The 23,585-nt window shown below is 70.0% G+C and carries 21 protein-coding genes, 1 pseudogene and 1 riboswitch; of the genes and pseudogenes, 8 read left to right on the plus strand and 14 right to left on the minus strand.

The window, feature by feature from the left end:
- Positions 1 to 165: 165 nt before the first annotated feature.
- Positions 166 to 357: a hypothetical protein gene (locus tag AB0D31_RS24055; protein ID WP_362726714.1), complete on the plus strand. Its 192-nt coding sequence runs from the start codon at positions 166 to 168 to the stop codon at positions 355 to 357.
- Between the two features lie 100 nt (positions 358 to 457).
- Positions 458 to 886 carry an SRPBCC family protein gene (locus tag AB0D31_RS24060; protein WP_362726662.1) on the plus strand — a complete coding sequence of 143 codons (429 nt, stop codon included), beginning with the start codon at positions 458 to 460 and terminating at the stop codon, positions 884 to 886.
- Positions 887 to 957: 71 nt separating this feature from the next.
- Here AB0D31_RS24060 and AB0D31_RS24065 read toward each other — a convergent pair whose 3' ends face one another.
- Positions 958 to 1,557: a PadR family transcriptional regulator gene (locus AB0D31_RS24065; RefSeq protein WP_362726665.1), complete on the minus strand. Its 600-nt coding sequence runs from the start codon at positions 1,555 to 1,557 to the stop codon at positions 958 to 960.
- Between the two features lie 242 nt (positions 1,558 to 1,799).
- On the opposite strand from AB0D31_RS24065, the gene AB0D31_RS24070 reads away from it, so the two are divergent.
- Both AB0D31_RS24070 and AB0D31_RS24075 read left to right on the plus strand, forming a co-directional pair.
- On the plus strand, positions 1,800 to 2,048 hold the full coding sequence (locus tag AB0D31_RS24070; protein WP_362726668.1) for an SCO4226 family nickel-binding protein: 249 nt from the start codon (positions 1,800 to 1,802) through the stop codon (positions 2,046 to 2,048).
- Positions 2,049 to 2,129: 81 nt separating this feature from the next.
- The gene (locus tag AB0D31_RS24075; protein WP_362726671.1) at positions 2,130 to 2,945 is read left to right on the plus strand and encodes a PhzF family phenazine biosynthesis protein; all 816 of its coding nucleotides are present in this window, start codon (positions 2,130 to 2,132) and stop codon (positions 2,943 to 2,945) included.
- A gap of 22 nt (positions 2,946 to 2,967) precedes the next feature.
- Here the strand turns inward: AB0D31_RS24075 and AB0D31_RS24080 are convergent, their stop codons facing one another.
- Entirely contained in the window at positions 2,968 to 3,750 is a 783-nt protein-coding gene (locus tag AB0D31_RS24080) for a type II CAAX endopeptidase family protein (RefSeq protein ID WP_362726673.1), read from the minus strand.
- A gap of 184 nt (positions 3,751 to 3,934) precedes the next feature.
- Here AB0D31_RS24080 and AB0D31_RS24085 point away from each other — a divergent pair, with 184 nt between their 5' ends.
- Positions 3,935 to 5,707, plus strand: a complete 1,773-nt coding sequence (locus AB0D31_RS24085; protein WP_362726676.1) for a substrate-binding and VWA domain-containing protein — start codon at positions 3,935 to 3,937, stop codon at positions 5,705 to 5,707.
- A gap of 110 nt (positions 5,708 to 5,817) precedes the next feature.
- On the opposite strand, the gene AB0D31_RS24090 is transcribed toward AB0D31_RS24085, so the two are convergent.
- Complete coding sequence (locus AB0D31_RS24090; protein ID WP_362726678.1) at positions 5,818 to 7,338, minus strand: glutamate--cysteine ligase; 1,521 nt, start codon at positions 7,336 to 7,338, stop codon at positions 5,818 to 5,820.
- A gap of 494 nt (positions 7,339 to 7,832) precedes the next feature.
- Between AB0D31_RS24090 and AB0D31_RS24095 the strand changes: the two genes are divergently transcribed.
- Both AB0D31_RS24095 and AB0D31_RS24100 read left to right on the plus strand, forming a co-directional pair.
- Positions 7,833 to 8,420 carry a hypothetical protein gene (locus AB0D31_RS24095; protein ID WP_362726680.1) on the plus strand — a complete coding sequence of 196 codons (588 nt, stop codon included), beginning with the start codon at positions 7,833 to 7,835 and terminating at the stop codon, positions 8,418 to 8,420.
- A 344-nt stretch (positions 8,421 to 8,764) separates the two neighbouring features.
- Positions 8,765 to 8,971, plus strand: coding sequence for a DUF5999 family protein (locus AB0D31_RS24100; RefSeq protein ID WP_323177886.1), 207 nt, complete (start codon positions 8,765 to 8,767; stop codon positions 8,969 to 8,971).
- 118 nt (positions 8,972 to 9,089) lie between these two features.
- Here the strand turns inward: AB0D31_RS24100 and gcvP are convergent, their stop codons facing one another.
- Positions 9,090 to 11,975: an aminomethyl-transferring glycine dehydrogenase gene (gene gcvP / locus AB0D31_RS24105; RefSeq protein ID WP_362726683.1), complete on the minus strand. Its 2,886-nt coding sequence runs from the start codon at positions 11,973 to 11,975 to the stop codon at positions 9,090 to 9,092.
- A 193-nt stretch (positions 11,976 to 12,168) separates the two neighbouring features.
- Positions 12,169 to 12,276, minus strand: a riboswitch (glycine riboswitch).
- 135 nt (positions 12,277 to 12,411) lie between these two features.
- On the opposite strand from gcvP, the gene AB0D31_RS24110 reads away from it, so the two are divergent.
- Positions 12,412 to 12,789 carry a PRC-barrel domain-containing protein gene (locus AB0D31_RS24110; RefSeq protein WP_362726685.1) on the plus strand — a complete coding sequence of 126 codons (378 nt, stop codon included), beginning with the start codon at positions 12,412 to 12,414 and terminating at the stop codon, positions 12,787 to 12,789.
- 440 nt (positions 12,790 to 13,229) lie between these two features.
- Here AB0D31_RS24110 and AB0D31_RS24115 read toward each other — a convergent pair.
- The 10 genes and pseudogenes from AB0D31_RS24115 to AB0D31_RS24160 form a co-directional block, all read right to left on the minus strand.
- Positions 13,230 to 14,582: pseudogene (locus AB0D31_RS24115) on the minus strand (DNA polymerase IV); the annotation flags it as partial.
- 159 nt (positions 14,583 to 14,741) lie between these two features.
- Positions 14,742 to 15,329 (minus strand): MerR family transcriptional regulator, encoded by a 588-nt coding sequence (locus AB0D31_RS24120; protein ID WP_362726717.1) that lies wholly within the window; start codon positions 15,327 to 15,329, stop codon positions 14,742 to 14,744.
- Positions 15,330 to 15,622: 293 nt separating this feature from the next.
- Positions 15,623 to 16,096: a bifunctional nuclease family protein gene (locus tag AB0D31_RS24125; RefSeq protein ID WP_267054329.1), complete on the minus strand. Its 474-nt coding sequence runs from the start codon at positions 16,094 to 16,096 to the stop codon at positions 15,623 to 15,625.
- A 53-nt stretch (positions 16,097 to 16,149) separates the two neighbouring features.
- A complete protein-coding gene (locus AB0D31_RS24130; RefSeq protein ID WP_362726688.1) occupies positions 16,150 to 16,893 on the minus strand; it encodes a MerR family transcriptional regulator in 744 nt (247 codons plus the stop codon).
- Between the two features lie 20 nt (positions 16,894 to 16,913).
- The gene (locus tag AB0D31_RS24135) at positions 16,914 to 17,858 is read right to left on the minus strand and encodes an FHA domain-containing protein (protein WP_362726720.1); all 945 of its coding nucleotides are present in this window, start codon (positions 17,856 to 17,858) and stop codon (positions 16,914 to 16,916) included.
- A gap of 82 nt (positions 17,859 to 17,940) precedes the next feature.
- Positions 17,941 to 18,750 carry a DUF881 domain-containing protein gene (locus AB0D31_RS24140; RefSeq protein WP_362726691.1) on the minus strand — a complete coding sequence of 270 codons (810 nt, stop codon included), beginning with the start codon at positions 18,748 to 18,750 and terminating at the stop codon, positions 17,941 to 17,943.
- 5 nt (positions 18,751 to 18,755) lie between these two features.
- On the minus strand, positions 18,756 to 19,088 hold the full coding sequence (locus AB0D31_RS24145; RefSeq protein ID WP_003970459.1) for a small basic family protein: 333 nt from the start codon (positions 19,086 to 19,088) through the stop codon (positions 18,756 to 18,758).
- Positions 19,085 to 20,008, minus strand: a complete 924-nt coding sequence (locus tag AB0D31_RS24150) for a DUF881 domain-containing protein (RefSeq protein WP_362726694.1) — start codon at positions 20,006 to 20,008, stop codon at positions 19,085 to 19,087. The genes AB0D31_RS24145 and AB0D31_RS24150 overlap by 4 nt, the downstream gene beginning before the upstream one ends.
- Positions 20,009 to 20,105: 97 nt before the next feature.
- Positions 20,106 to 22,601: a mannose-1-phosphate guanyltransferase gene (locus tag AB0D31_RS24155; protein WP_362726696.1), complete on the minus strand. Its 2,496-nt coding sequence runs from the start codon at positions 22,599 to 22,601 to the stop codon at positions 20,106 to 20,108.
- 114 nt (positions 22,602 to 22,715) lie between these two features.
- A complete protein-coding gene (locus AB0D31_RS24160) occupies positions 22,716 to 23,324 on the minus strand; it encodes a CDP-alcohol phosphatidyltransferase family protein (RefSeq protein ID WP_362726699.1) in 609 nt (202 codons plus the stop codon).
- Between the last annotated feature and the right edge of the window lie 261 nt (positions 23,325 to 23,585).

Raw genomic sequence — 23,585 nt, forward strand, 5'->3', positions numbered from 1 at the left:
CGGGTTCTCCTCCTTACGGATGAGATCGCGCGAATCTTCCCCGCAAGGGCAACCTTTCACCGTGCGGCCGCCACCCACCCCCGACGCAACCATGGCGGCGTCCAGGCTCGTCCCTCCCGGTGACGCATGACTCAGCCGTCCCCACCGCCCGCCGAGGGAGCGCCGATGTGCTGGATGGTCGCCCTCCTCGCCGAGGACGGACTGCAGTACGTGTACCGGGTGTACGCGCCTCGCGACGCGCTGCCGGGCGATCTGTTCTGGGCCGCGTTCCACTGTCACGACGAGTCCGCGCGACCGCGCGCCTGCGATCTGTTCGACTCCGCCGAGATCTGGGCGATGGAGACCCAGAGGATCTGAGGAGCCCAGACCTGACGGTTCATCAGTATTGAATGTTCACGCCACTGCCGCTACGTTCCGCGACACGTCCCCGTCACAGTCCCCACGAAGGAGTGGTCGCATGGCCGAGGTCAGCGCGGAGGCACGTATCGAGGCCCCGGCCGAGAAGGTCTGGGCGCAGCTCACCGACTTCTCCTCGTACGGCGAGTGGAACGCCACCCACACGAGCTTCCCGGCGGGCGGCCCCGACAAGCTGGAGCTGGGCGCGACCTATGCGGAGAACATGAAGCTCATGGGCTTTCCCGCCGAAGTGGCGTGGACGGTGGACGAGTTCGAGGCCGGCCGGGTCTTCGGCATCCGCGGCAAGGGCCCGATGGGCGTGAACGTCATGAACCGCTACACGGTCGTCCCCGACGGCGCGGCCACCACGGTCCGGGTCGACGGCGAGTTCACGGGGGCCGCGGTCTCCCTCATGGCGGGCAAGCTGAAGGACTCGGCGACGGCCGCCCTCAACGAGTCGCTGCGCAAGCTCGGGGGGCTGTGCGCCTGAACGGCCGGGCGCGCCCGAACATGTGAAAGCCCCGCGGCCGGTCGGCCGCGGGGCTTCACTACGGCGAGGGCTCAGCCCTCGTCGGCAAGGATCAGATACAGCTTCTTGCGGGCGTCGTTGATGACGGCGAGCGCCTTCTGGCGCTGATCGGCGGAGCCGGTCTTCCAGACCTGCCCGAACGCTTCCATCAGGCCGAAGCCGGCCTGCCGGATCTCGTGCATGGCCTCCCAGTCGACCCCGCGCCCGGCGTCCTCCCAGGGAGCGTCGGCTCCCGATTCGGCCTCCGCGCGCCCGCCGTCGGTGAGCGTGAACAGCTTCTTGCCGCCCTCGCTCTCGCTGGTGATCAGACCCTCGTCCTCCAGGAGCTGGAGGGTGGGGTAGACCGAACCCGGGCTGGGCTTCCAGGCTCCGCCGCTGCGCTCGCCGATCTCCTGGATCATCTCGTAGCCGTGCATCGGCCGGTCCTTGAGAAGGGCCAGGATCGACGCACGGACATCGCCGCGCCGCGCCCTGCCCCGCGGGCCGCCCCGGCCACCGCGGCCGGGACCGAACGGCCCGCCCCACGGCCCACCGCCGCCGGGCCCGAACGGCCCGAAGGCGGCACGCCGCCCCTCGAAGTCACCCCGACCGTGATGGCCGGGTCCTTGCTGTCCGTGTCCATGTGAACGCATGATTTCGTTCCTTCCATCGTTGATCTGTCGCGATGCATCAACGATATATCGCCGACTTACGCTTGGCAAGCACCTGGGACACGACCGTGGTGGATCCGGGGCCTGGACCGAGGCGGAAACGGGCTCCGGTCCGTTCGCTCCCTCCGCGGATCGGGCGCAGTCTTGAAGGAACGGAGCTGAAGCCGACAAATCGACTTGCCGGTTCCGAACGCCTCCGCGAACCCGGAAGGAGGTGCGACGCCATGTCCCAGTTCATGGACGTCCACCACGGGATGAAGGGCATCACGGCCGACCAGCTGCTCCAGGCCCACAAGGCGGACCTCGCCATAGAGAAGGAGGAGGGCGTCCGCTTCGAGAAGGCGTGGGCCGACCCGGAGTCGGGCACGGTGTACTGCCTGTCCGACGCGCCGTCGGCGGAGGCCGTCCAGCGCATCCACGAGCGAGCCGGTCACCCGGCCGACGAGGTCCACGCGGTCCCGCTCACGGCCTGACGACCCGCGGAATCGGCAAGCGGTCCAGTCGTCCCGGATTGGCCTTGGCCCGCGCGATTCCGCCTCCCGTACGGTGCGGACATGCGCATCCGAATCGTCGACGCCTTCACCGATCGCCCCTTCGCCGGCAACCCGGCCGGGGTCCTCCTGCTCGACGCCTTCCCGGCCGACGACTGGCTTCAGGACGTGGCCCGCGAGGTCAACCACGCCGAGACCGCCTTCGCGCATCCGCTGCCGGCGGGCGGCGAGGCCGACTGGGCGCTGCGCTGGTTCACCCCGGCCGCCGAGGTCGACATGTGCGGCCACGCCACCCTGGCCACCGCGCACGTCCTGCACTCCACGGGCGCCGCGAGCGGCACGGTCCGGTTCGCCGCGCGCTGCGGCCTCCTCACGGCGACCGCCGCCGACGACGGCACCATCACCCTCGACTTCCCCACCTCGACGCTCAGGGAGGAGGCGGTCCCGGACGGGCTCACCGAGGCGCTGGGCGCGCCCATCCGCTCGGTGCACGACACCTCGGCCGACATCGGCGACCTGCTGGTGGAGCTCGCCGACGAGCAGGCCGTACGCGCTCTCGCGCCCGATCCGCGTGCGTTGGGCCGCCATTCCAAGCGCGGCATCATCGCCACGGCCGCAGCGGCGGATCCGGCCGCGGGCTACGACTACCTCTCGCGCTGCTTCTTCCCCAACGTGGGCATCGACGAGGACTCGGTGACGGGCAGCGCCCACACCGCGCTCGCCCCGTTCTGGTCGGCGCGCCTGGGCCGCACGGAGCTGACCGGCCTCCAGGCCTCGCCCCGCTCCGGTCTGGTACGCACCGAAGTGCGCGGCGAACGCACGCTGCTCACCGGCCGCGCCGTGACCGTCATCGACGGCGAGCTGCTGACCAGGCCGTAGCCCCGCACGGCGGGCCGCTCCCTCACATCGTGGGCAGCCAGCTCACCTTGCCGGCGAGCAGCGCGTACCCGACGAAGGCACCGATGTCGAGCAGTGCGTGTGCCACGACGAGCGGGCCGACCCGCTGCCAGCGCCGGTAGAGCAGCACGAAGACCACGCCCATCACCATGTTGCCGAGGAAGCCGCCGATGCCCTGGTAGAGGTGGTACGAGCCGCGCAGCACTGAGCTCGCGACCAGTGCGGCCATCGGCGTCCACCCCAACTGGCCGAGCCTGCGCAGCAGATAGCCGACGACGATCACTTCTTCGAGCACGGAGTTCTGGAGCGCGGAGAGAACCAGTACCGGGTACTTCCACCAGACGCTGGGCAGCGATTCGGGTACGACGGTCAGGTTGCCCCCCACCGCCCGCGCGACGAGGTAGAAGGCGAGGCCGGCGCTGCCGATCCCGGCGGCGATCAGGACGCCCCTGGCGAGGTCCGGCCAGGGCCGTGTCCGGTCGAAGCCGAGCACGCGAAGACCGCCGACGCGTTCGCGCAGGAGAAGGTGCGCGACGAGCGCGACCGGCACGAGCGCCGTCGCGATGCCGAAGAGCTGCCAGGCGAGATCGAGCCACGGCCGCCCGGGAGCGTACGAGGTGTTGAGGTTGGCCGCCTGGTGCTTGAGTCCACCAGGCTTGGTGAGCGATCCGACAAAGCTGATCAGGGCCGACACGCCGCTCGCGCCGAGCGAGAGCGCCAGCACGAGCACGGTCTCGGACCGCAGGATCTGCGGTGAACTCCCCTGCTCGGGAAGAGAATCAGCCACGCGCTCGGCCTCCACCTGCACACCTGCCTCCAGTTGACGAATCCCGTTCCATCCCCACCGCCGCCCCGCTAGGGTCTCGAAGGACACTTCGAAGATCGCGCGCGACAGGCCGGGGGACGGGCGCCATTGCGAGGGCGTGGTCTCCCTTTTCCTTGTTCACCAGTCAAGGAGGGGCACCACCGCCATGGGACGTCACAGCTTGCCCGACGACGCCGCGACGCCGAGCAGCGGGGCTGCCCGGGTGGCCGCCCGGCGCCGCACGGTCGCCATCGCCACCGCCCTGGTCATGGCGGTGGCCGGGGGCACGGCCATCGCCGTCCAGCGCGGACTGCTCTCGTTCCGCCGCTCCTGCGCGGCCTCCGCGGTGCGGCTCGATCTGGTCGCCTCGCCCGACATCGCGCCGGCCGTGCGGGCCGTCGCCGACCGGGCCCGTACCGAGAAGATCACTTCGGACGGCTCCTGCATGGACGTACGGGTGAGCGCCCGCGACTCCTACGAGGTCGCGGCTTCGCTGGCCTCCCCCGCCCCGCCCGATTTCTCGGTGTGGATACCCGACGCGTCGCTCTGGGTCGACCGGGCGAAGGACGCGGGCGAGTCGGCGGGGGTGGTGACGGCGGGGCACATCGCCGCGTCGCCGGTCGCCCTCGCGGTGGTGCCCGAGGCCGCGAAGCCGCTCGGATGGCCCCAAAGGACGTACACCTGGGCCGAGTTGGCCACAGCCACCGCGCAGGACGACAAGCTGCGCCTCGGTTCGGCCGATCCGGCGCGCAGTGCCTCCGGGCTGCTCGCCCTGAGTTCCATCGCCACATCGGCAGCGAGCGGCGGCGCGGACGGCGACACGCGGGCGGCCGCCCTCGCCAAGGTGCTCGCGCAGCGCATCTCCCCGGGCGACGGCCAGGCGGTGCAGACGCTGGCCCCCGACGGCTCGGGCGACCCGCACCGCAATCAGGCGCTGGTCCTTTCCGAACAGTCGGCGTTCGCCTACAACGCCGCCCACGACACCGGCCGGCACCTGCGGCTCTTCTACCCCAAGGACGGCGCGCCGCAGCTCGACTACCCGTACACGATGGTCCGCGAGACGCGGATGAGCACCAACGAGAGCCGGGCGGCGATGCGCTTCATGACGCTGCTCGGCGAACCCGAGTCGCTGCGCGTCCTGGCCGGGCTGGGGTTCCGCACGCCGGGCCTGCCGGCCGCCGACCCGGTCGCATCGGCCGCCGGAGCGAGCTCTCCCCAGCCGTACGCGAGCGCGAGCGCCGAGCCGCCGTCGGCCCAGGAGCTCCAGGACGCGCTCGGCATGTGGACGATCACGGTGCAGAGCGCGCGTCTGACCACGGTGGTGGACGCCTCAGGCTCGATGGCCGACCCGGTACCGGGCTCGGGCGGCCGCTCCCGTATGGATGTCACCAAGTCCTCGCTGTTGCAGGCGCTTTCGCAGTTCACCCCCGACGACGAGATCGGCCTGTGGGACTTCGCCACCCACCTCGACGGCTCGCGCGACTACCGCCGTCTCGTGCCGACCGCCCGGCTCAGCGATCCCGCGGGCGGCGGGCGCACCCAGCGCGAGAAGCTGACCCAGGCGTTCGGCGCGCTGCACCCCGTGCCGGGCGGTGCGACCGGCCTCTTCGACACGACATTGGCCGCGTACGAGGAGGCGACCTCGACGTACGCGAGCGGCAAGTTCAACGCGGTGGTGCTGCTCACCGACGGCGCCAACGAGGACCCGGGGAGCATCTCGCGGGCCGATCTCGTGACCGCGCTGCACAAGCTCAGAGACCCCGCGAAGCCGGTGCCGCTGATCGCCATCGCGGTCGGCCCGCGGGCCGACCGGGGCGAGGTGCAACAGATCGCGCAGGCGACCGGCGGCGCCGGATACCAGGTGAACGACCCTGCCGACATCCAGGCCGTGATCCTCAAGGCGATCACGGCGCTCGGCGAGACCCAGGCCCACGGCTGATTCCCGCAGCCGCGGGCTCGGGGGCCACGGCTTGATGCCCGCAGCCGGAGGCTCGGCGGCCACGGCTGATGCCCGCGGCCGCCGGGGCCCGGCGCCCTCGTCGGCCGAGGTCAGCCGTGCCGTGCCTGGGGACCGGGGAAGCCCGTGGGCCAGGTGTGCACGGGCTCGCCCGCCAGCATCAGCTCCCGGTAGCGCCGGGTGGTCGCGGACAGCGCCGCCTCCCGGCCCAGCCCCGCGGCCAGCGCCCGGTGGTAGGTGTCGACCTGCCAGGACGCGCCGTTGACGCGCCGGCGGCACCGCTCCTCGATGATGCCGAGGTAGTGGTCGCGGTCGGCCGGCTCGATCCCCCACGCGTCGAGGCCCGCCGCGGCGAGCGGCAGCAGCTCCTCGCACACAAGCTTGATCGCGGGCACCCGGACGACACCGCCGCCGCGCCGCGGCGCAGGCCACAGGAGCTCGGCGTCGATGCCGTAGCGGCACGCGGCGTCGAAGTTGGAGGCCGCCGACGCGAAGGGCAGCCGCGTCCACACCGGCCTGGCGTCCTCCGCCAGGGCCCGTACCAGGCCGTAGTAGAAGGCCGCGTTGGCGAGGACGTCGCTGACGGTGGGGCCGGCCGGCAGCACCCGGTTCTCCACCCTGAGGTGCGGCACGCCGTCGGCGATCCCGTACACCGGCCGGTTCCAGCGGTAGATCGTGCCGTTGTGCAGCACCAGCTCCTTGAGCTGCGGCACCCCGCCGTCGGCGATGACGCGCAGCGGCTCCTCCTCGTCGCAGATGGGCAGCAGCGGCGGGAAGTAGCGCAGGTTCTCCTCGAAGAGTTCGTACGCGGACGACACCCAGCGCTCCCCGAACCAGGTGCGCGGCCGCACTCCCTGGGCGCGCAGTTCGGCCGGCCTGGTGTCGGTGGCCTGCTCGAACAGCGGCGGACGCGACTCGCGCCACAGCTCGCGCCCGAACAGGAAGGGAGCGTTGGCACCCACTGCGATCTGGACCGCCGTGACCGCCTGCGCCGCGTTCCACACGGCGGCGAACCGCGCCGGCGTCACCTGCAGATGCAACTGCACGGAGGTGCAGGCGGCTTCCGGAGTGATCGACGCCGAGGTGCACGTGAGCCGTTCCACGCCCTGGATGTCGAGGGTGAAATCCTCGCCGCGGGCCGCCACGATTTGATCGTTGAGCAAGGTGTAGCGATCGACGTCGGAAAGGTTGGCGGACACCAGGTCGTCCTGGGCCAGGGTCGGCAGAATTCCGATCATGATGATGCCCGCGTCGACCTCGGCGGCTTTGCGGTCGGCGTACCCGAGTCCCGTGCGCAACTCCTCCGCGAGCTGATCGAATACGCGGCCGCCGAGCCGGTGCGGGGCGATGTTCACTTCCAGATTGAACATTCCGAGCTCGGTCTGGAAATCCCGGCTCGCGATACGTTCGAGCACTTCGGCATTCATCATGCGCGGCATACCGTCGGGACCCGCGAGATTCAGTTCGAGCTCGAGCCCCATCAGGTTCCTGGGCCTGTCGAACCGCTTCTGGGCCAGCAGCATCCCGAGCCCCTCCAGGCACTGCTGCAGCTTGGATCGGTAGCGGTGCCGATCGGACAGGTCGAATCCGCCTGCCACGACCTTCTCCCCCATCGAAGGGTCCCTCCTCGAATGGGCAGCCAGCGACACCGGCCGCTCGCGTCATGGTCGATAATGCCCAGGCTGACTGATCCATAACGCCTGCGCGGGCGGCGTCGGGAGAGTAGCCTCGATGCCGCGGCCCCCGGCACATTCATCAGGCATACGGCAACGGGCAGTTACCTCCTTGTCGGCAATGGTGAAAAACACCGACGAGTTTCGGCCGACCCCCGCCGGGGCACCTTTCCAGTTCGGGGCGGTGCGCGGGACATTTCCCCGGGTAAATCACCCGCACAAGAAGCCCTGATACCGACTTGCGGGCAATATGGACGACAGCTAGACGAAACACTGTGTGAACACGTGTCGTATAAACTCTGCAAACGAGGCAGAGAGTTGGCGCCCCGGCCATCGCTCGTCGGCCCCCCTCTGCCCCCGCCCCGCACCGCAGACAGCGCCGTCCGCCCTGCCCACGCATCACCGTGTCTTTCGAAAGTGAGAGGCGACCCACCATGCCGCTGCATGTCCCCCCGGCCCCCGCGCCCGCCCTGCGCAGCGTCCTCGCGGCACTCGGTTCCCCCACCGCCGTCCGCGAGGCCCGCACGCCGGCCCTCCGCACCGCCACCGGTCCGCTCACCCCCGAACTGCCGCTCCCGCTCCACGTCCTGGACGGGATCACCTCGGGCGGCCGGACCGCTCGCACCCGCCTGGCGGGATGGCGCTTCCTGATCAGCGACCCCGACCACCCGGTCGCCGCCGCGGACACCCGGATCACGCCGGACGGCTGGGCCTTCTCGCACTTCTTCGAAGGCCCCTACATCGCCTCGACCGGGCGCGCCCTGCGCCAGGCCGAACTGCTCGCCACCCACTTCCAGCCCCGGCTCCTGTCGATTCCCGAGCTGTACATGCTCACGCTGTGGCTGCACGGCGACACCACCGCCGACGGCGCCTCGGGTGCCCCCGCGCCGCACGACCTCCTGGTGCCGCTCGCGCCCGCACCGCCCGGCATCTGCTCCCACCGTCCGCTGCGCGTCAGCGAACTCCTGCCCGTCCTCACGCTGCGGCTGGCGCCCGCTCCGCTCCTCGGGCAGCCCGTCTGACCCCACCTGCGCGACCCGGGTGGCCGCCGCGCGAAAAAATGTGCCCCGCGACCGGTGTGGTCGCGGGGCCTGGTGTGTCTATGCTGCGTACGCGCCGCCTGCGCCATCCGGCCTAGTCCGCTCGGGCCACTGCGAACCACCCGAAAAGACAGGCCAGTTGAGCTGAACCGTCCGCACGGGTGATACGTCATTAAGCAGTAGGAAGCGCTGCCGCGAAATCCCTGCGGATTGACGCCCGTGGGGCAACACTGGGATCGGACCGACCGACTGACTACGGGGGGGCGGCCATGAACAACGCATCGAGCCGCAGCACACTCACCACGACGCAGCGAAAGAACGCATCCATGTGCAAGCACCTGCCAGCCTGCCCGACAGCCTTCTCCGCCGACCGGGAAGCCGCGAAGCCCGTGGCACACCACCCGGAGCAGGGCTGGAGCCTGCTGTGCAACGGCGTCCTGCTCTTCGAGGACACCGGTGAGCTGTTGCCGGACGGGCAGATCATCGCCCCGCACCGGCCGCTCACGGCGGAACAGGTGGCGACGGCCGCCTAGGCGGCCTCGTACGGGCAGTTCCCGTACGGACCGGTCCTCAGCGGGCTCGTCCGGTACGGACAACACGAGGGCCGGCCCGGGGAACACACCCCGAACCGGCCCTTACGCATGCGTGGGATCAGTGGTCGTACTCGTCCATCGGCGGGCAGGAGCAGACCAGGTTGCGGTCACCGAAGGCGCCGTCGATGCGGCGCACCGGCGGCCAGTACTTGTCGGCGGCCGACACACCGGCCGGGAAGACGGCGTCCTCACGGCTGTAGGCGTGGTTCCACTCGCCGCCGAGCGCGGCCGCGGTGTGCGGGGCGTTGGCGAGCGGGTTGTCGTCGGCCGGCCAGGCGCCGGATGCGACCTTCTCGATCTCGCCGCGGATCGCGATCATCGTGTCGCAGAACCGGTCGATCTCCCCCAGGTCCTCGGACTCGGTGGGCTCGATCATGAGCGTGCCGGCCACCGGGAACGACATGGTCGGCGCGTGGAAGCCGTAGTCGATCAGGCGCTTGGCGATGTCGTCGACGCTGACACCGGTCGACTTCGACAGCGGCCGCAGGTCCACGATGCACTCGTGCGCGACAAGCCCGTTGGGGCCCGTGTAGAGCACCGGGTAGTGCGGCTCCAGGCGCCTGGCGATGTAGTTGGCGGCGAGCACGGCGACCTGGGTCGCCCGCTTGAGCCCCTCGCCGCCCATGAGACGTACGTACGCCCAGGAGATCGGCAGGATGCCGGCCGAGCCCCACGGGGCGGCCGAGATCGGGCCGACGCCGGTGGCCGGGCCCGCACTCGGCTGGAGCGGGTGGTTGGGCAGGTACGGGGCGAGGTGGGAACGCACGCCGACCGGGCCGACGCCGGGGCCGCCGCCGCCGTGCGGGATGCAGAACGTCTTGTGCAGGTTGAGGTGCGAGACGTCGCCGCCGAACTTGCCCGGCTTGGCGAGACCCACCAGCGCGTTGAGGTTGGCGCCGTCGACGTACACCTGGCCGCCGGCCTCGTGGACCAGGCCGCAGATCTCGGCGACGTGCTCCTCGAACACCCCGTGCGTGGACGGGTAGGTGATCATCAGCACCGAGAGCTCGTCGCGGTACTGCTCGATCTTGGCGCGCAGGTCCGCGGCGTCGACCTCGCCGTCGTCGGCGGTCTTGACGACGACGACCTTCATGCCGGCCATCACGGCGCTCGCGGCGTTGGTGCCGTGCGCGGAGGACGGGATGAGGCAGACGGTGCGCTGGGTGTCGCCGTTGGCGCGGTGGTAGGCGCGGACCGCGAGCAGACCCGCGAGCTCGCCCTGCGACCCGGCGTTGGGCTGGATGGAGACCGCGTCGTACCCGGTGACCTCCGCGAGACGCTCCTCCAGTTCACGGATGAGCGTGAGGTAACCGGCGGCCTGCTCGACCGGCGCGAAGGGGTGGATCTGCCCGAACTCGGGCCAGGTCACCGGCTCCATCTCGGTCGTCGCGTTCAGCTTCATGGTGCAGGAGCCGAGCGGGATCATGCCGCGGTCGAGCGCGTAATCGCGGTCGGCGAGCTTGCGCAGGTAGCGCAGCATCGCGGTCTCGGAGCGGTGCTGGTGGAAGACCGGGTGGGTCAGGAACTCGTCGTCGCGCAGCAGCGCGTCCGGCAGGGTGTCGGCGGCCGTGGCGTCGAGCGCCTCCACATCGGCGTCGGCCCCGAACGCGGCCCAGACGGCGGCGAGTTGAGCCCGCGTGGTGGTCTCGTCACAGGAGAGGGAGACGGTGTTCGCGTCGACCTGGTGGAGGTTGACCCCGCCTTCGCGGGCGGCGGCGACGGCCTCGGCGGCCTTGCCGGGAACGCGCACGGTCAGGGTGTCGAAGTACGCCTCGTGGACGACGTCGACACCGGCGGCCTTCAGACCCCCGGCCAGCAGGACGGCGTAGCGGTGGGTGCGCCGGGCGATCTGCTTCAGGCCGTCCGGCCCGTGGTAGACCGCGTACATCCCGGCCATGACGGCGAGCAGCACCTGGGCGGTGCAGATGTTGCTGGTGGCCTTCTCGCGGCGGATGTGCTGCTCGCGGGTCTGCAGTGCCAGGCGGTAGGCCCTGTTGCCGTCGGCGTCGACGGAGACGCCGACCAGGCGTCCGGGCAGGCTGCGGGCGAACTTCTCCTGGACGGCCATGAAGCCGGCGTGCGGTCCGCCGAAGCCCATCGGGACACCGAAGCGCTGGGTGGTGCCGACGGCGATGTCCGCGCCGAGCGAGCCGGGCGAGGCGAGCAGGGTGAGGGCGAGCAGGTCGGCGGCGACGGTGACGATCGCGCCGAGCTCGTGGGCCGCGTCGATGACCGGCTTGAGGTCGCGGACCCGGCCGGAGGCGCCCGGGTACTGGAGCAGCACGCCGAAGACGCCGCGCTCGGCGACCTCGGCGGGGATGCCGTCGCTCAGGTCGGCGACGACGACCTCGACACCGGTCGGCTCGGCGCGCGTCTGGATCACGGCGACGGTCTGCGGCAGGGTGTCGGCGTCGATCAGGTAGACCCCGCCCTTGACCTTGCCGACCCGGCGGGAGAGCGCGAGAGCCTCGGCGGCGGCGGTGCCCTCGTCGAGCAGCGAGGCGCCGGAGGTCGGCAGGCCGGTCAGCTCGGCGACCATGGTCTGGAAGTTGAGCAGCGCTTCGAGGCGGCCCTGCGAGATCTCCGGCTGGTAGGGCGTGTACGCGGTGTACCAGGCCGGGTTCTCCATGACGTTGCGCAGGATCACCGGCGGCGTGAAGGTGCCGTAGTAACCGAGGCCGATCATCGGGGCGAGCACCTGGTTGCGGTCGGCGAGCCGGCGCAGCTCGGCGAGCACCTCGGCCTCCGTCCGCGCCTCGGGCAGGCCGAGCGCTCCGGCGCTCTTGATGACGGCGGGGACGGCGGCGTCGGTCAGCTCGTCGAGCGAGCCGTAGCCGACCTGCGCGAGCATCTTCGCCTGCGCCTCGGCATCGGGCCCGATGTGGCGCTGCTCGAACGGAATGCCACGCTCCAGCTGACTGAGCGGAATGCGGTTGGCGGTCATTACGGAGGCCTCCTGGTCGCACGACCTGCGAGGGGTACCACGGCGCGGGTACCCGGACGGCCTCCCCCTCTGTCATCTCAACCTGAGAGCTTCACCGGGCGCATGGGTGCGACCCGGCTTTCACCGTCGGTGAGGAAAGGTTCCGCCCGGGCCGAAGTGCCCGTGCGTCCCCCGTCCTGCTTTCCAGAGTGACCTCGTCCGTGCGGTCCGTGGGCCTGAGAGATTCCGGGGAGGAGTTGCTCCTTCGGCGTCCGCCGTGGCGCTCAGTGAGCACTTCGGTGGACTCTCCCGCACGGGGTCAGCAGCCGTTTGCCAGCCTACCAGCGCGCTCCGAGCCGATTCTTTGTTCAACTGCTCAAGTGGCCAACACCCACGATGTGCACTTCTGTAGTGCTTATGGAGCAGTTCTGACCGGTTGCGACCAATTGGAGGGACCGTGCAGACCGATATCGATCCGCGCAGCCTGATCGGCCGCAAGGCGTACGACCGCAATGGACGCAAGATCGGAACGGTGGACGAGGTCTACCTCGACGACGCTACGGGCGCACCGGAGTGGGCCGCCGTGCGCACCGGCCTGTTCAGCCGGGACGCCTTCGTCCCCCTCGAACCCAGCACCGTGGTGGACGACGCGCTGCACGTCCCGTTCGAGCGCAGTCTGATCAAGGACGCGCCGGACTTCGGCGTGGGCCGCCATCTCTCCCCGGAACAGGAGCTTCAGCTGTACCACCACTACGGTCTGGACATCGCGGCCCCCGAACCCGGCCCGCCGCCGTCCGACCGCGACTTCGGCCGCCTCGCCAACGGCGACGCCTGACCCCACGCCCCCGGTCCTCCGGCTACCTGATTCCCGGCACCCGGGCCGGCCTTGCCCTCTGCCTGTCCCTCCCTCCCCGGGTCAGCCTTTTCTTCTACCTGTCCCCTCGCACCCGGGTCAGCCTTTTCCTCCGCCGTTCCCTCCGCGCCCGGGTCTACCTCGATCGGTGGGCCCGAGTCTGCCTCGGTGCCAGCGCCCCAGTCCGCCTTTGCCGCCGCGCCCGGGACCGCCTCTGTCACCGCGCCCGGGACCGCCTCTGTCACCGCGCCCGGGCCCGCCTCGGTCGCTGCCCTCCGGTCAACCTCGCTGTCGGCGCCCGGGACCGCCTCTGTCACCGCGCCCGGGCCCGCCTCGGTCGCTGCCCTCCGGTCAACCTCGCTGTCGGCGCCCGGGTCCGCCTCTGTCACCGCGCCCGGGTCCACCTCGGTGTCCACCCCGGGCGCCTCGACCAGGGCCAGCGGCTCCGACGGGGTGAGTCCTGGGTCGTCCACTCGGAAGGTCCGCACCCGGCCCGGGGCCGGTGAGGTCGGGGTCTCGAAGCGCACGGTGACGCGCCCGACACCGCTGCCCTGCACCCATCCCGGACCGTACTCGCTGTGCCGCACATCGTGTCCGGCGAGCCATCGCCGCCGTGCCGGGTCCTCCGCGGGCTCCGGCTCGGGCGCGGGCGCCACCGCCTCCTCGGCCGCACCCTCGGGTTCCTCCTGGGCCGCCCGCTCCCCCGCCGCCTGCGCGAACAGGTCCTCCTGGGTGAAGTCGGCGAGCCCGGTGACCCCCACCCCGAGCAGCCGCACCCCGCCCATGGTGTCCACGGAGTCGAGCAGGCGCCCCGCCGCCTCGCGCACCACCGCGGGGTCGTCCGTGGGCCCCCGCAGCGTCTCGGACCGGGTCAGCGTCGAGAAGTCGTAGCGTCTGACCTTCAGCACGATGGTCCGGCCCGAGTGCCCGGACGCCCGGAGCCGCCGCACACACCGCTCCGCGAGCCGCCCTACCTCGGTCATGATGCGTACCCGGTCGTGCAGGTCCACGTCGAAGGTGTCCTCCACCGACACGGACTTGGCATCCCGCTCGGCCACCACGGGCCGGTCGTCGTACCCGATGGCCATCCGGTACAGCGACGCCCCGTGCGCCTTCCCGAGCAGCCGTACCAGCTCGTCCTCGCCCGCCTCGGCGAGATCTGCCACCGTGGTCATGCCGGCACGGCGCAGGTGCTCGCCGGTGGCGGGCCCCACGCCCGGCAGGGTGCGCACCGGCATCGGGGCGAGGAGCTCGCGCTCGGTGCCCGGCTCGATCAGAAAGAGCCCGTCCGGCTTGGCCTCCTCGGAGGCGATCTTGGCGAGCATCTTGGACCCGGCGAGCCCGACCGAGCCGCTGAGCCCCGTGACCGCCCTGATGTCCCTGCGCAGCCGCTCACCGGCCTTCCGCGCGGCGGCCGTCCCGAAGGCCACCCCACCGGCCTCCAGGTCCACGAAGGCCTCATCCAGGCTGAGCGGCTCGACCAGCGGCGACAGACGCCCCAGCAGCTCCATGACCTGCTCGCTGATCGTGCGGTAGAGCTGGAAGCGCGGCACCAGATACGCCGCGTTCGGACAGAGCCGCCGGGCCTGCGCCATGGGCATCGCCGACCGCACCCCGAAGATCCGTGCCTCGTACGACGCCGTGGAGACCACCCCGCGAGGTCCGAGCCCGCCCACGATGACCGGCTTTCCGCGCAGGCTGGGTTTCGACGCCTGCTCCGCGGCGGCGAAGAAGGCATCCATGTCCAGATGCAGGATGGTGGGAGCGGCTCTCACATCTCCGATGCTGCCGTACGCCACTGACAATCGGACGCGGCACCGCCGCCAGGGCGACAGACCGCCCGGTCGCTGCGCGGCGTCGGGGCCTCAGACCGCCCGGACGCGGCGCCACCGTCAGAGCCTCGGACAGCCCGGTCGCGGCACGGCGGCCGGGCCTCAGACCGCCCGGTTGCGGCGCCTGGCCAGCTCGTCGGTGGGGTTGTGCCCGACCAGGGTCTCGCCGGTGTCGACCCGCTCGCCATGGAGCTGCGACAGGGCCGATTCGACATCCCGCCACACGACGCCGACCGCGATCCCGAAGATGCCCTGGCCGCCCTGGAGCAGACCGACGACCTCGTCGGGCGACGAGCACTCGTAGACGGTGGCCCCGTCACTCACCAGCGTCATCCGCTCCAGGTCGCGAAAGCCCCGCTCCCGCAGGTGCTGCACGGCGGCGCGGATGTTCTGCAGGGCGACACCGGTGTCGAGGAACCGCTTGACGATCTTCAGGACCACGACGTCACGGAAGCTGTAGAGGCGCTGGGTGCCCGACCCGTAGGCCGGACGCACACTCGGTTCGACCAGGCCGGTACGGGCCCAGTAGTCCAGCTGGCGGTAGGTGATGCCCGCAGCCGCGCACGCGGTCGGCCCCCGGTATCCGATCGTCTCGGTGGTCGGCTCGGCCGTACTGCTGTGAAGCGGATACGGCACGTTCTCCCCCGGACTTCGCCCGGGAGCGCCCCCTGCCGTACCGTCGCCGCTCATTCTCACGCCGACCCTCCGTCCTTGACCTGCCCACTCGACGGTAGGCAGTCACCCGGGGTGCGTCAACGATCGCCACACTCGGCACGCCGAGTGATAATCACCCTGAGAGTGGTTTCCCGTGTCTCACCAACGGGAAAGGCTTCTCGAATGCGCCGAGCCACCCCGGCGCACCTGTGGTGCACACGCTCGCTCCCGCGGCGCAGATCCTCACTCCCAGAGCCGCCGGATCACCTGATTCCGGTGCTCACCGGCTACATGGTTCCCGGTGCTCCCTGGCCAAGCGCTCCCGGCGCTCACTGACTGTTGGTCCCGAAGTCCTCCGGAGAGATCTGGTCGAGGAACTCGCGGAACTTCTCCACTTCGTCCTCCTGCTCGTCCGGGATGGCGATGCCCGCATCGTCGAGCACACCGTCACTGCCGTAGATCGGCGTGCCGGTGCGCAGCGCCAGCGCTATGGCGTCGGACGGCCGGGCGCTCACCTCCACCCCACTGGCGAAGACCAGCTCCGCGTAGAAGACGCCTTCGCGCAGGTCCGTGATGCGGACCTCGGTCAGCTCCTGGCCCACGGCCTCCAGCACGTCCTTGAAAAGGTCGTGCGTCAGCGGCCGTGCGGGAGCCATGCCCTGTTGGGCGAAGGCAATGGCGGTCGCCTCACCTGGACCGATCCAGATGGGAAGGTACCGATCGCCTCCCACTTCACGCAGGAGCACGATCGGTTGGTTATTGGGCATTTCCACCCGGACACCCACGACGTCGAGCTCGTTCACACAGCAACCCTAGGACGTGCTCGGCAGGTTTGGGTAGTCGGGCACCTACAAGATCAGTGAAGCCGGACACCCAGGGCGGTCTGTACGAGCGCGGCGTGGAGCCGCACGGAGAGCGCCGCGAGCTCCTTCGTGGTGGCCTCCGCATGGGCTCTGGTCTGCGGATTGCGGTGCAATCGCAGGGGCGCCACGACCTGCTCCACCAGGGCCGCCTCACGCTCCGCCGCGGCCTTCATGGCGCGCAGGTGACGAGGTTCCAGACCAAATCGCCCCAGATCCGCCACAAGACGGGCCACGTTCACCGACTCCGCATCGAAACCGCCCTCGGGACCCGGCGTGAGCAGGCCGTACGACTCCCATTCGGCCAGCTGCGCCTCGCCGACCTCGGCGGCCGCCATCAGCTCCGCCCGGCCCACCCGGGCCGCCGTGGGCCGATCCTGGTCCGGCTCGCCCAGCGCGTCGAACGGCTCACGGGAGCCGCCCGGCGCCGGCAGCGGGGGCTGCTCACCCCGGCCGAGGGCGTCCAAGTGCTCGCGGATGACCCGGAGCGGCAGATAATGGTCCCGCTGCATGCGGAGCACCTGAGCCAGCCGCTCGACGTCACCCGCGGTGAACTTGCGGTACCCCGACGGCGTACGGCGCGGCTCGACCAGGCCCTCGGACTCCAGGAACCGGATCTTCGAGATGGTCACTTCGGGAAATTCGTCGCGCAACTGGTTGAGCACGCCGCCGATGCTCATCAGCCGGCCGCCCGCGGTGGCGGTGCCCGATCCGGCACCGCCCGTCGGTGAATGCAGCATGGACCTTCCCTGGCCGGTTCTCAGAGAGCGCGCTGGCTCGCGTAGAAGACCAGCCGGTACTTCCCGATCTGGACCTCGTCGCCATTGGCCAAGTCGACGGCGTCGATCCGCTCACGGTTCACATACGTGCCGTTGAGGCTGCCGACGTCGGAGACGGTGAAACGCCCGTCGGCACCCCGGCGGAACTCCACATGGCGGCGCGAGACCGTCACGTCGTCCAGGAAGATGTCGCTCTGCGGGTGACGACCGGCCGTGGTCAGCTCGCCGTCCAGGAGGAAGCGGCTTCCCGAGTTCGGCCCGCGGCGCACCACCAGGAGCGCCGAGCCCAGCGGAAGGGCGTCGACCGCGGCCTGCGCCTCCGGGGAGAGCGAGGGCAACTGCGTCTGGCCCGTCACCTCGGCGTCGTACGCCTCAAGACCGGAGATGGAGATGGTCGAGGTGGTCTCGGCGGCGCGCTCCGGAACGACACCCGGGCGCAGCGGGGCGCCACAGTTGGAGCAGAACCGGCTGGCTGCGGGGTTGCTGTGCCCACACCTCGTACAAACAGGCAAGCCCGACATCGACGGATCCTCCTGCCGCGGCGGCACCGCGTGGGCACTGGTGGCATACGGGTCGGAGCCAAACCCTCCACCCGTACTCGAGGTTGACGGTTCCCCGAAACCTATGCGCCGCTCACCCGCAGGGTCAACAGACGACGCGCCCGGCATGTCACCGCCGGAACCAGCCACCTCGTCGCGGAACAGCGGACGCTCGCCACCCTGCTCCTCCGGCCCGTCGGGGCGCTGAGCACGGTGCCTGGCGGCGCTGCCGCCGTCCTGGCGTGCGCTCTTGCCGAACAACTTCGCAAACAACTTCACGGGCGATTCCCCTTGACCGAAATAGACCCGCCCGTGGGGCAGGACGAACCCAGAATCAACACACCGGCCGACCCGGACATCCTCACAACGTCCGTATCCGCCAAACAGTTTCCACCACGCACCACTGTTACGGAGCGGCGACCCCCCGCAACGTTCCGCTCTTGTCCGACAGCCCTCACGTATGCCCCCATCAGTGCGGGGACGACTGAGCGTAGTCAGGCCGCTTCGCTGCCCGCAAGGCGTTCACAATGATCTTCTCCGAGCGGGCCACGGTGGCGGTGGCCTGCTCCTTCTCCAGAGTCTGCACCACCCCGCCGGGGATGTTGAGCGCCGGCTCGAGATCCTGCGGCCTGCCGATGACCTTGAAGACGTACGGCGCGCTCACCTTGGTTCCGTCCACGCCGATCCCCCCGGCCTCGTCCGAGAAGTAGGTATTGGCCACCACACGGACGTTGTTGATCTGGATCGCCTCGGCCCCTGCCGCGCGCAGCTCCTGGACGGTGTCAAGTACCTTGTCGGACTCGACTGCGCCCTTCGGATCACTGATCGTCAAGGTGATGCCGGGTCCCTGCGCCGCGACCGTTCCGGCCAGGATACCGAGCTGCCGTTCCTTCTCGACGGTCTGTTTGCGCGCCTCTTCCGCCTGGTTGGAGCTGGTCTCCAGCTCGGTGCGCTGGCCGTCCAGACGCTGCTTCTCGTCCTCAAGGCGCTTGGTACGGGAATCCAGTTCGTCCAGGATGCGCACCAGGTCCTCCTGGCGGGCACCGCGCAGCGCACTGTTGTCGCTGTTGGAGCGCACCTGGATGGCGAGGCCGAGGCCGAGCACGAACAGCAGCAGCGCCACGATGAGCTGCGCCCGGCTGACCCGCGGCGGCCACAGCCCCGCGGCAAGGCGCTGGCGCCCCGTCAGCTCCGGCTTGCCCTCGCTCGATTCACTCGGCGTGGCGACGGGACGTTCCTCGCCGCCGTCACCCGGATCGGTGTTCCGTACGTCGCTCATCGGCATCAGGCCCTGAAGACGTGGCGGCGGATGGCGGCCGCGTTGGAGAAGATCCGGATGCCGAGCACCACGACCACACCGGTCGACAGCTGTGCGCCGACGCCCAACTTGTCACCGAGGAAGACGATCAGGGCCGCAACCACGACGTTCGACAGGAAGGAGACGACGAAGACCTTGTCGACGAAGATGCCGTCGAGCATGGCGCGCAGCCCGCCGAAGACCGCGTCGAGTGCCGCGACCACGGCGATCGGCAGATAGGGCTCGACCACCGCGGGCACCTCGGGCCGGACCAAAAGTCCGACCACGACTCCCACGACGAGGCCAAGTACGGCGATCACGATGTGCCCTTCCCTGTGTCGGCCGCGCCCTTAGCGGCGCCCGTGGCCATTGGTTGTGCGGTACGTACGGTCAGGCTCGGTGCCGCCGGCAGACGCACATCGGTCTCGGTCGAAATGCTCGCCCTGATCCCGTAGTTCTGCTGCAGCACATGCAGGTACTGGCCGTCGGCGCTGTCCTGGAAGGCCGTGCTGAGCTTTTTCCCGTCCCCGACTGCGAGCACCGTATAGGGCGGCACCAGTGGCCTGTTGTCGACCAGTATGGCGTCGCCCGCGGCCCGGATCGCCGAAAACGATGTCAGACGCTGCCCGTTGATGGCGATCGCCTCCGCGCCCGACTGCCACATCCCGTTGACCACACGCTGCATGTCACGGTCCCGGACCCGTCCCGTGTCCGCGAACGTCGTGCTCTCGCGCGGCCGGCTGCCGTCGCCCTGAACGGTTTCCTTCGCGTCGTCGACGACCAACTTCACGCCCGGCCCGTGCACTTCGGTCGCGCCGGAGAGCAGCGCCACGAGCTCGCCCTGGTCCCCGCCGTGCTTCTCCAGCGCCTTGCGCTGGCTGTCCCCCACCTCGGTGCGCAGCCCGTCCACGTCGTCCTGGAGCTTGTCGGCTGCTTTGGTCTCGGATTCGACCCGGTTGATCAGCTCTTGGCGTTCCTTGGCCACGACCGGGGCGGTGATGCGGGCTTGCGCGGCCCCGACCGTCACCACGAGCGCGGCCAGCACCAGGCCGCCCGCGAGCGCCAGCTTGGCCTGCAGGGTGCGGGGCAGCCCCGCACCTCCCTCGGCCTCACGGCGCGCGGTGGCCTCGGCGTAGCCGTCGTCGAGCGCGTGGTCCATGACGTTGGTCAGCAGCGACATCGACGCGTCGGGGCGCGGTGGCGGAGACGGCGTGCTCCGAACGGGGGGCTGCTGCGACATGCCGCACATCGTCGCACGTCGGCCCCGCTACCACCGAATGGCCCCACCGGTGTGCCGGGCCGCGCCCCACGGCACGGCCCGGCACACCCTCACAACATCAGTGACCTGCGCTGTCGACCACCGCGGCCCACTCGTCGAGCAGGGCCTGAGCCGATACGTCGTCCGGTCCCTCGGCCCACAGATGGGTGACGGCCTCGGCCGGGTCGGGCAGCACCATCACCCAGCGCCCGTCGGCCTCGACGACCCGCACCCCGTCGGTCGTGTCCACGGACCGGCCGCCGGCCGCCTCCACGACCGTGCGCATGACCATGCCCTTGACCGCCCACGGCGTCGGGATGTCCCGCCGCAGCACATGGGCCTGGGGGATCCGCGCGTCGATCTGGCTCAGCGTGAGCTGGGTGCGCGCGACGAGACCGAGGAGACGCACGAAGGCCGCGGCGCCGTCGAAGACGCTGCTGAACTCGGGCACGATGAACCCGCCGCGCCCGTCACCGCCGAAGATCGTGGTGTCCTCACGGCCCACCCGCGTCAGATCGTCCGGGGAGGTGGTCGTCCAGTCGACCTGCGTACCGTGGTACGCCGCGACCTGCTCGGCGATCCTGGTGGTCGTCACCGGCAGTGCCACCCGCCCGCTGCGCCGCTCGGCCGCGACCAGGTCCAGCATGACCAGGAGCGCCCGATCGTCCTCCACGATCCGGCCACGCTCGTCCACGAGGGAGAGCCGCTCACCCACGGGGTCGAACCGCACTCCGAACGCGGCACGCGCCGAGGCCACGATCTCCCCGAGCCGTACGAGCCCGGCCCGCCGTCCTTCAGCGGACTCCGTCGGCCTCGACTCGTCGAGACCGGGGTTGATCACCAGTGAGTCCACCTTGAGCCGGCCGAGCAGGCTGGGCAGGACGAGGCCGGCGCTTCCGTTGGACGCGTCGACGACGACCTTCAGGCCTGCCTCGGCAATGCCGGTGGTGTCGGCCTTGCGCAGCAGCGACCCGGTGTACGAGTCGAAGACGCTGGACGGGAACTGCAGGTCCCCGATCTCGCCCGGGAAGGCGCGCCGGTACTCCTGGCGCGCGTAGACCCGGTCGAGCTTGCGCTGCCCCGCCTGGGAGAGGTCGGCGCCCCGCTCGTCGAAGAACATGATGTCCACGGAGTCCGGCACGCCCGGCGACGTACGGATCATGATCCCGCCGGCGGTTCCCCGCGCGGTCTGCTCACGCGCGACCGGCAGCGGCACGTTCTCCAGGTCGCGTACGTCTATGGCGCTGGCCTGCAGCGCCGAGATGACGGCGCGCTTGAGCGCACGCGCACCTCGGGAGTGGTCACGCGCCGTGGTGACCGTCGACCCCTTCTTGAGCGTCGTCGCGTACGCGCCCGCCAGACGGACCGCGAGCTCCGGGGTGATCTCCACATTGAGGATGCCGGAGACTCCGCGAGCGCCGAAGAGATGGGCCTGGCCTCTCGACTCCCAGATCACCGAGGTGTTGACGAAGGCACCGGCCTCCACGGTCTTGAAGGGGTAGACGCGGACGTTCCCCTGGACAATCGATTCCTCACCGACGAGGCACTCGTCCCCGATGACGGCGCCGTCCTCGATGCGGGCGGCCCGCATGATGTCGGTGTTCTTGCCGATCACGCAGCCGCGCAAATTGCTGTGCTGGCCGATGTAGACGTTGTCGTGGACGACGGCCTTGTGGAGGAAGGCCCCGCTCTTCACGACCACGTTCGACCCGACGACGGTGTGCTCGCGGATCTCCGCGTCCGCTTCGACCTTCGCGTAGTCCCCGATGTAGAGAGGACCGCGCAACACGGCGTCGGGATGGACCTCGGCGCCTTCCGCGACCCAGACGCCGGGAGAGATCTCGAACCCGTCGATGTCGACGTCGACCTTGCCTTCGAGTACGTCGGCCTGCGCCTTGACGTAACTCTCGTGCGTACCGACGTCCTCCCAGTAGCCCTCGGCGACATAGCCGTAGATCGGCTTGCCTTCCTTCATCAGCTGCGGGAAGACATCGCCGGACCAGTCCACGGACTTGTCGGCCTCGACGTAGTCGAACACCTCGGGCTCCATCACATAGATGCCCGTGTTGACGGTGTCGGAGAAGACCTGTCCCCACGTCGGCTTCTCGAGGAAGCGCTCGACCTTTCCCTCCTCGTCGACAATGGTGATGCCGAATTCCAGAGGATTGGGCACTCGGGTCAGGCACACCGTGACAAGTGCACCCTTCTCCTTGTGGAAGTTGATGAGGTCGGTCAGATCGAAGTCGGTGAGAGCGTCACCGGAAATGACCAGGAAGGCATCGTCCTTGAGGGCTTCCTCGGCATTCTTGACGCTGCCCGCAGTACCGAGGGGCTTCTCCTCATTGGCATAGGTGAGCTCCATGCCGAGCTCTTCACCGTCACCGAAGTAGTTCCTGACGAGGGACGCCAGGAACTGCACGGTCACGACGGTTTCATTGAGCCCATGCCGCTTGAGCAGCCGCAGCACGTGCTCCATGATCGGCCGGTTGACGACCGGCAGGAGCGGCTTGGGCATACTCGAAGTCATGGGGCGAAGACGTGTGCCTTCGCCGCCAGCCATCACGACGGCCTTCATGTCGGAAACGTCCTCCTACAAGAGACGACGGTCTTGCCGACTTCGCCCTGAGGGGCAGTCCCTGTGGCGCCAACGCTTCTGCCGGCTCTCTGCCGGGGACCGCGGGCGCCGAGCTCAGTCGGCCGCTTCGTCCGCCTTCACCAACCGGCGGACCTGAACCACATACAGGATTCCTGCCCACCAATAGAGAGTTGTACCCCACCCAGCGAACGCCCATCCGAAAATTGTCGCGAGCGCAGGGAGCCATCCGCTGCCGTCGCTGAGCAGCAGCAACGGGAAGGCATACATCAGGTTGAACGTCGCGGCCTTGCCCAGGAAGTTCACCTGGGGCGGCGGATAGCCGTGCCGGCGAAGGATTCCCACCATCACCAGAAGCATCAGCTCACGGGCGACGAGTGCGGCGGTCAACCAAATCGGCAGGATCTCCCGCCATGTGAGGCCTACCAGCGTGGAAAGGATGTACAACCGGTCAGCGGCCGGGTCGAGCAGTCGCCCCAGATTGCTGATCTGGTTCCACCGGCGGGCCAGCTTCCCGTCCAAGTAGTCACTGACACCGCTCAGCGCCAGCACCAGCAGGGCCCAGCCATCACTGTTCGGCCCATTGAAGACGGGACGAAGGATCAGCCACAGGAAGAGCGGAACGCCTACCAGGCGCGCCATGCTGAGAATATTGGGGATGGTGAGCACCCGGTCCGTCTGAACGCGAGTCTCCTGGACCTCCACCCGGGGGCCTCCTGTGGGAAATGTGCCGACGATGCTCCCCGACCCTACCGTCAGCGAGGGCCAACGGATGCACAGGGGGTACGGGGGAGACAGCCGGCCCGGCCTCTCCCAAACGCCCCAAAACCAGCAGGTAAACGCGAAAAAGCCCCGCACCGTGACCGTATTCCTACGATCTGGTGCGGGGCTTTCCCCAAAAATTGTTCGGCGGCGTCCTACTCTCCCACAGGGTCCCCCCTGCAGTACCATCGGCGCTGAAAGGCT

The sequence above is a fragment of the Streptomyces sp. NPDC048361 genome, from assembly GCF_040651795.1.
In the GTDB taxonomy this organism is placed as follows: Bacteria; Actinomycetota; Actinomycetes; order Streptomycetales; family Streptomycetaceae; genus Streptomyces.

Coding starts and splice junctions, on each gene's coding strand:
- AB0D31_RS24150 (WP_362726694.1), bottom strand. CDS start 20,008: ATGTCGCAGCAGCCCCCCGTTCGGAGCACGCCGTCTCCGCCACCGCGC.
- AB0D31_RS24070 (WP_362726668.1), top strand. CDS start 1,800: ATGTCCCAGTTCATGGACGTCCACCACGGGATGAAGGGCATCACGGCC.
- AB0D31_RS24155 (WP_362726696.1), bottom strand. CDS start 22,601: ATGAAGGCCGTCGTGATGGCTGGCGGCGAAGGCACACGTCTTCGCCCC.
- AB0D31_RS24100 (WP_323177886.1), top strand. CDS start 8,765: ATGTGCAAGCACCTGCCAGCCTGCCCGACAGCCTTCTCCGCCGACCGG.
- AB0D31_RS24065 (WP_362726665.1), bottom strand. CDS start 1,557: ATGCGTTCACATGGACACGGACAGCAAGGACCCGGCCATCACGGTCGG.
- AB0D31_RS24140 (WP_362726691.1), bottom strand. CDS start 18,750: ATGAGCGACGTACGGAACACCGATCCGGGTGACGGCGGCGAGGAACGT.
- AB0D31_RS24120 (WP_362726717.1), bottom strand. CDS start 15,329: ATGAGCGGCGACGGTACGGCAGGGGGCGCTCCCGGGCGAAGTCCGGGG.
- AB0D31_RS24055 (WP_362726714.1), top strand. CDS start 166: ATGTGCTGGATGGTCGCCCTCCTCGCCGAGGACGGACTGCAGTACGTG.
- AB0D31_RS24060 (WP_362726662.1), top strand. CDS start 458: ATGGCCGAGGTCAGCGCGGAGGCACGTATCGAGGCCCCGGCCGAGAAG.
- AB0D31_RS24085 (WP_362726676.1), top strand. CDS start 3,935: ATGGGACGTCACAGCTTGCCCGACGACGCCGCGACGCCGAGCAGCGGG.
- gcvP (WP_362726683.1), bottom strand. CDS start 11,975: ATGACCGCCAACCGCATTCCGCTCAGTCAGCTGGAGCGTGGCATTCCG.
- AB0D31_RS24095 (WP_362726680.1), top strand. CDS start 7,833: ATGCCGCTGCATGTCCCCCCGGCCCCCGCGCCCGCCCTGCGCAGCGTC.
- AB0D31_RS24075 (WP_362726671.1), top strand. CDS start 2,130: ATGCGCATCCGAATCGTCGACGCCTTCACCGATCGCCCCTTCGCCGGC.
- AB0D31_RS24130 (WP_362726688.1), bottom strand. CDS start 16,893: ATGCTGCATTCACCGACGGGCGGTGCCGGATCGGGCACCGCCACCGCG.
- AB0D31_RS24090 (WP_362726678.1), bottom strand. CDS start 7,338: ATGGGGGAGAAGGTCGTGGCAGGCGGATTCGACCTGTCCGATCGGCAC.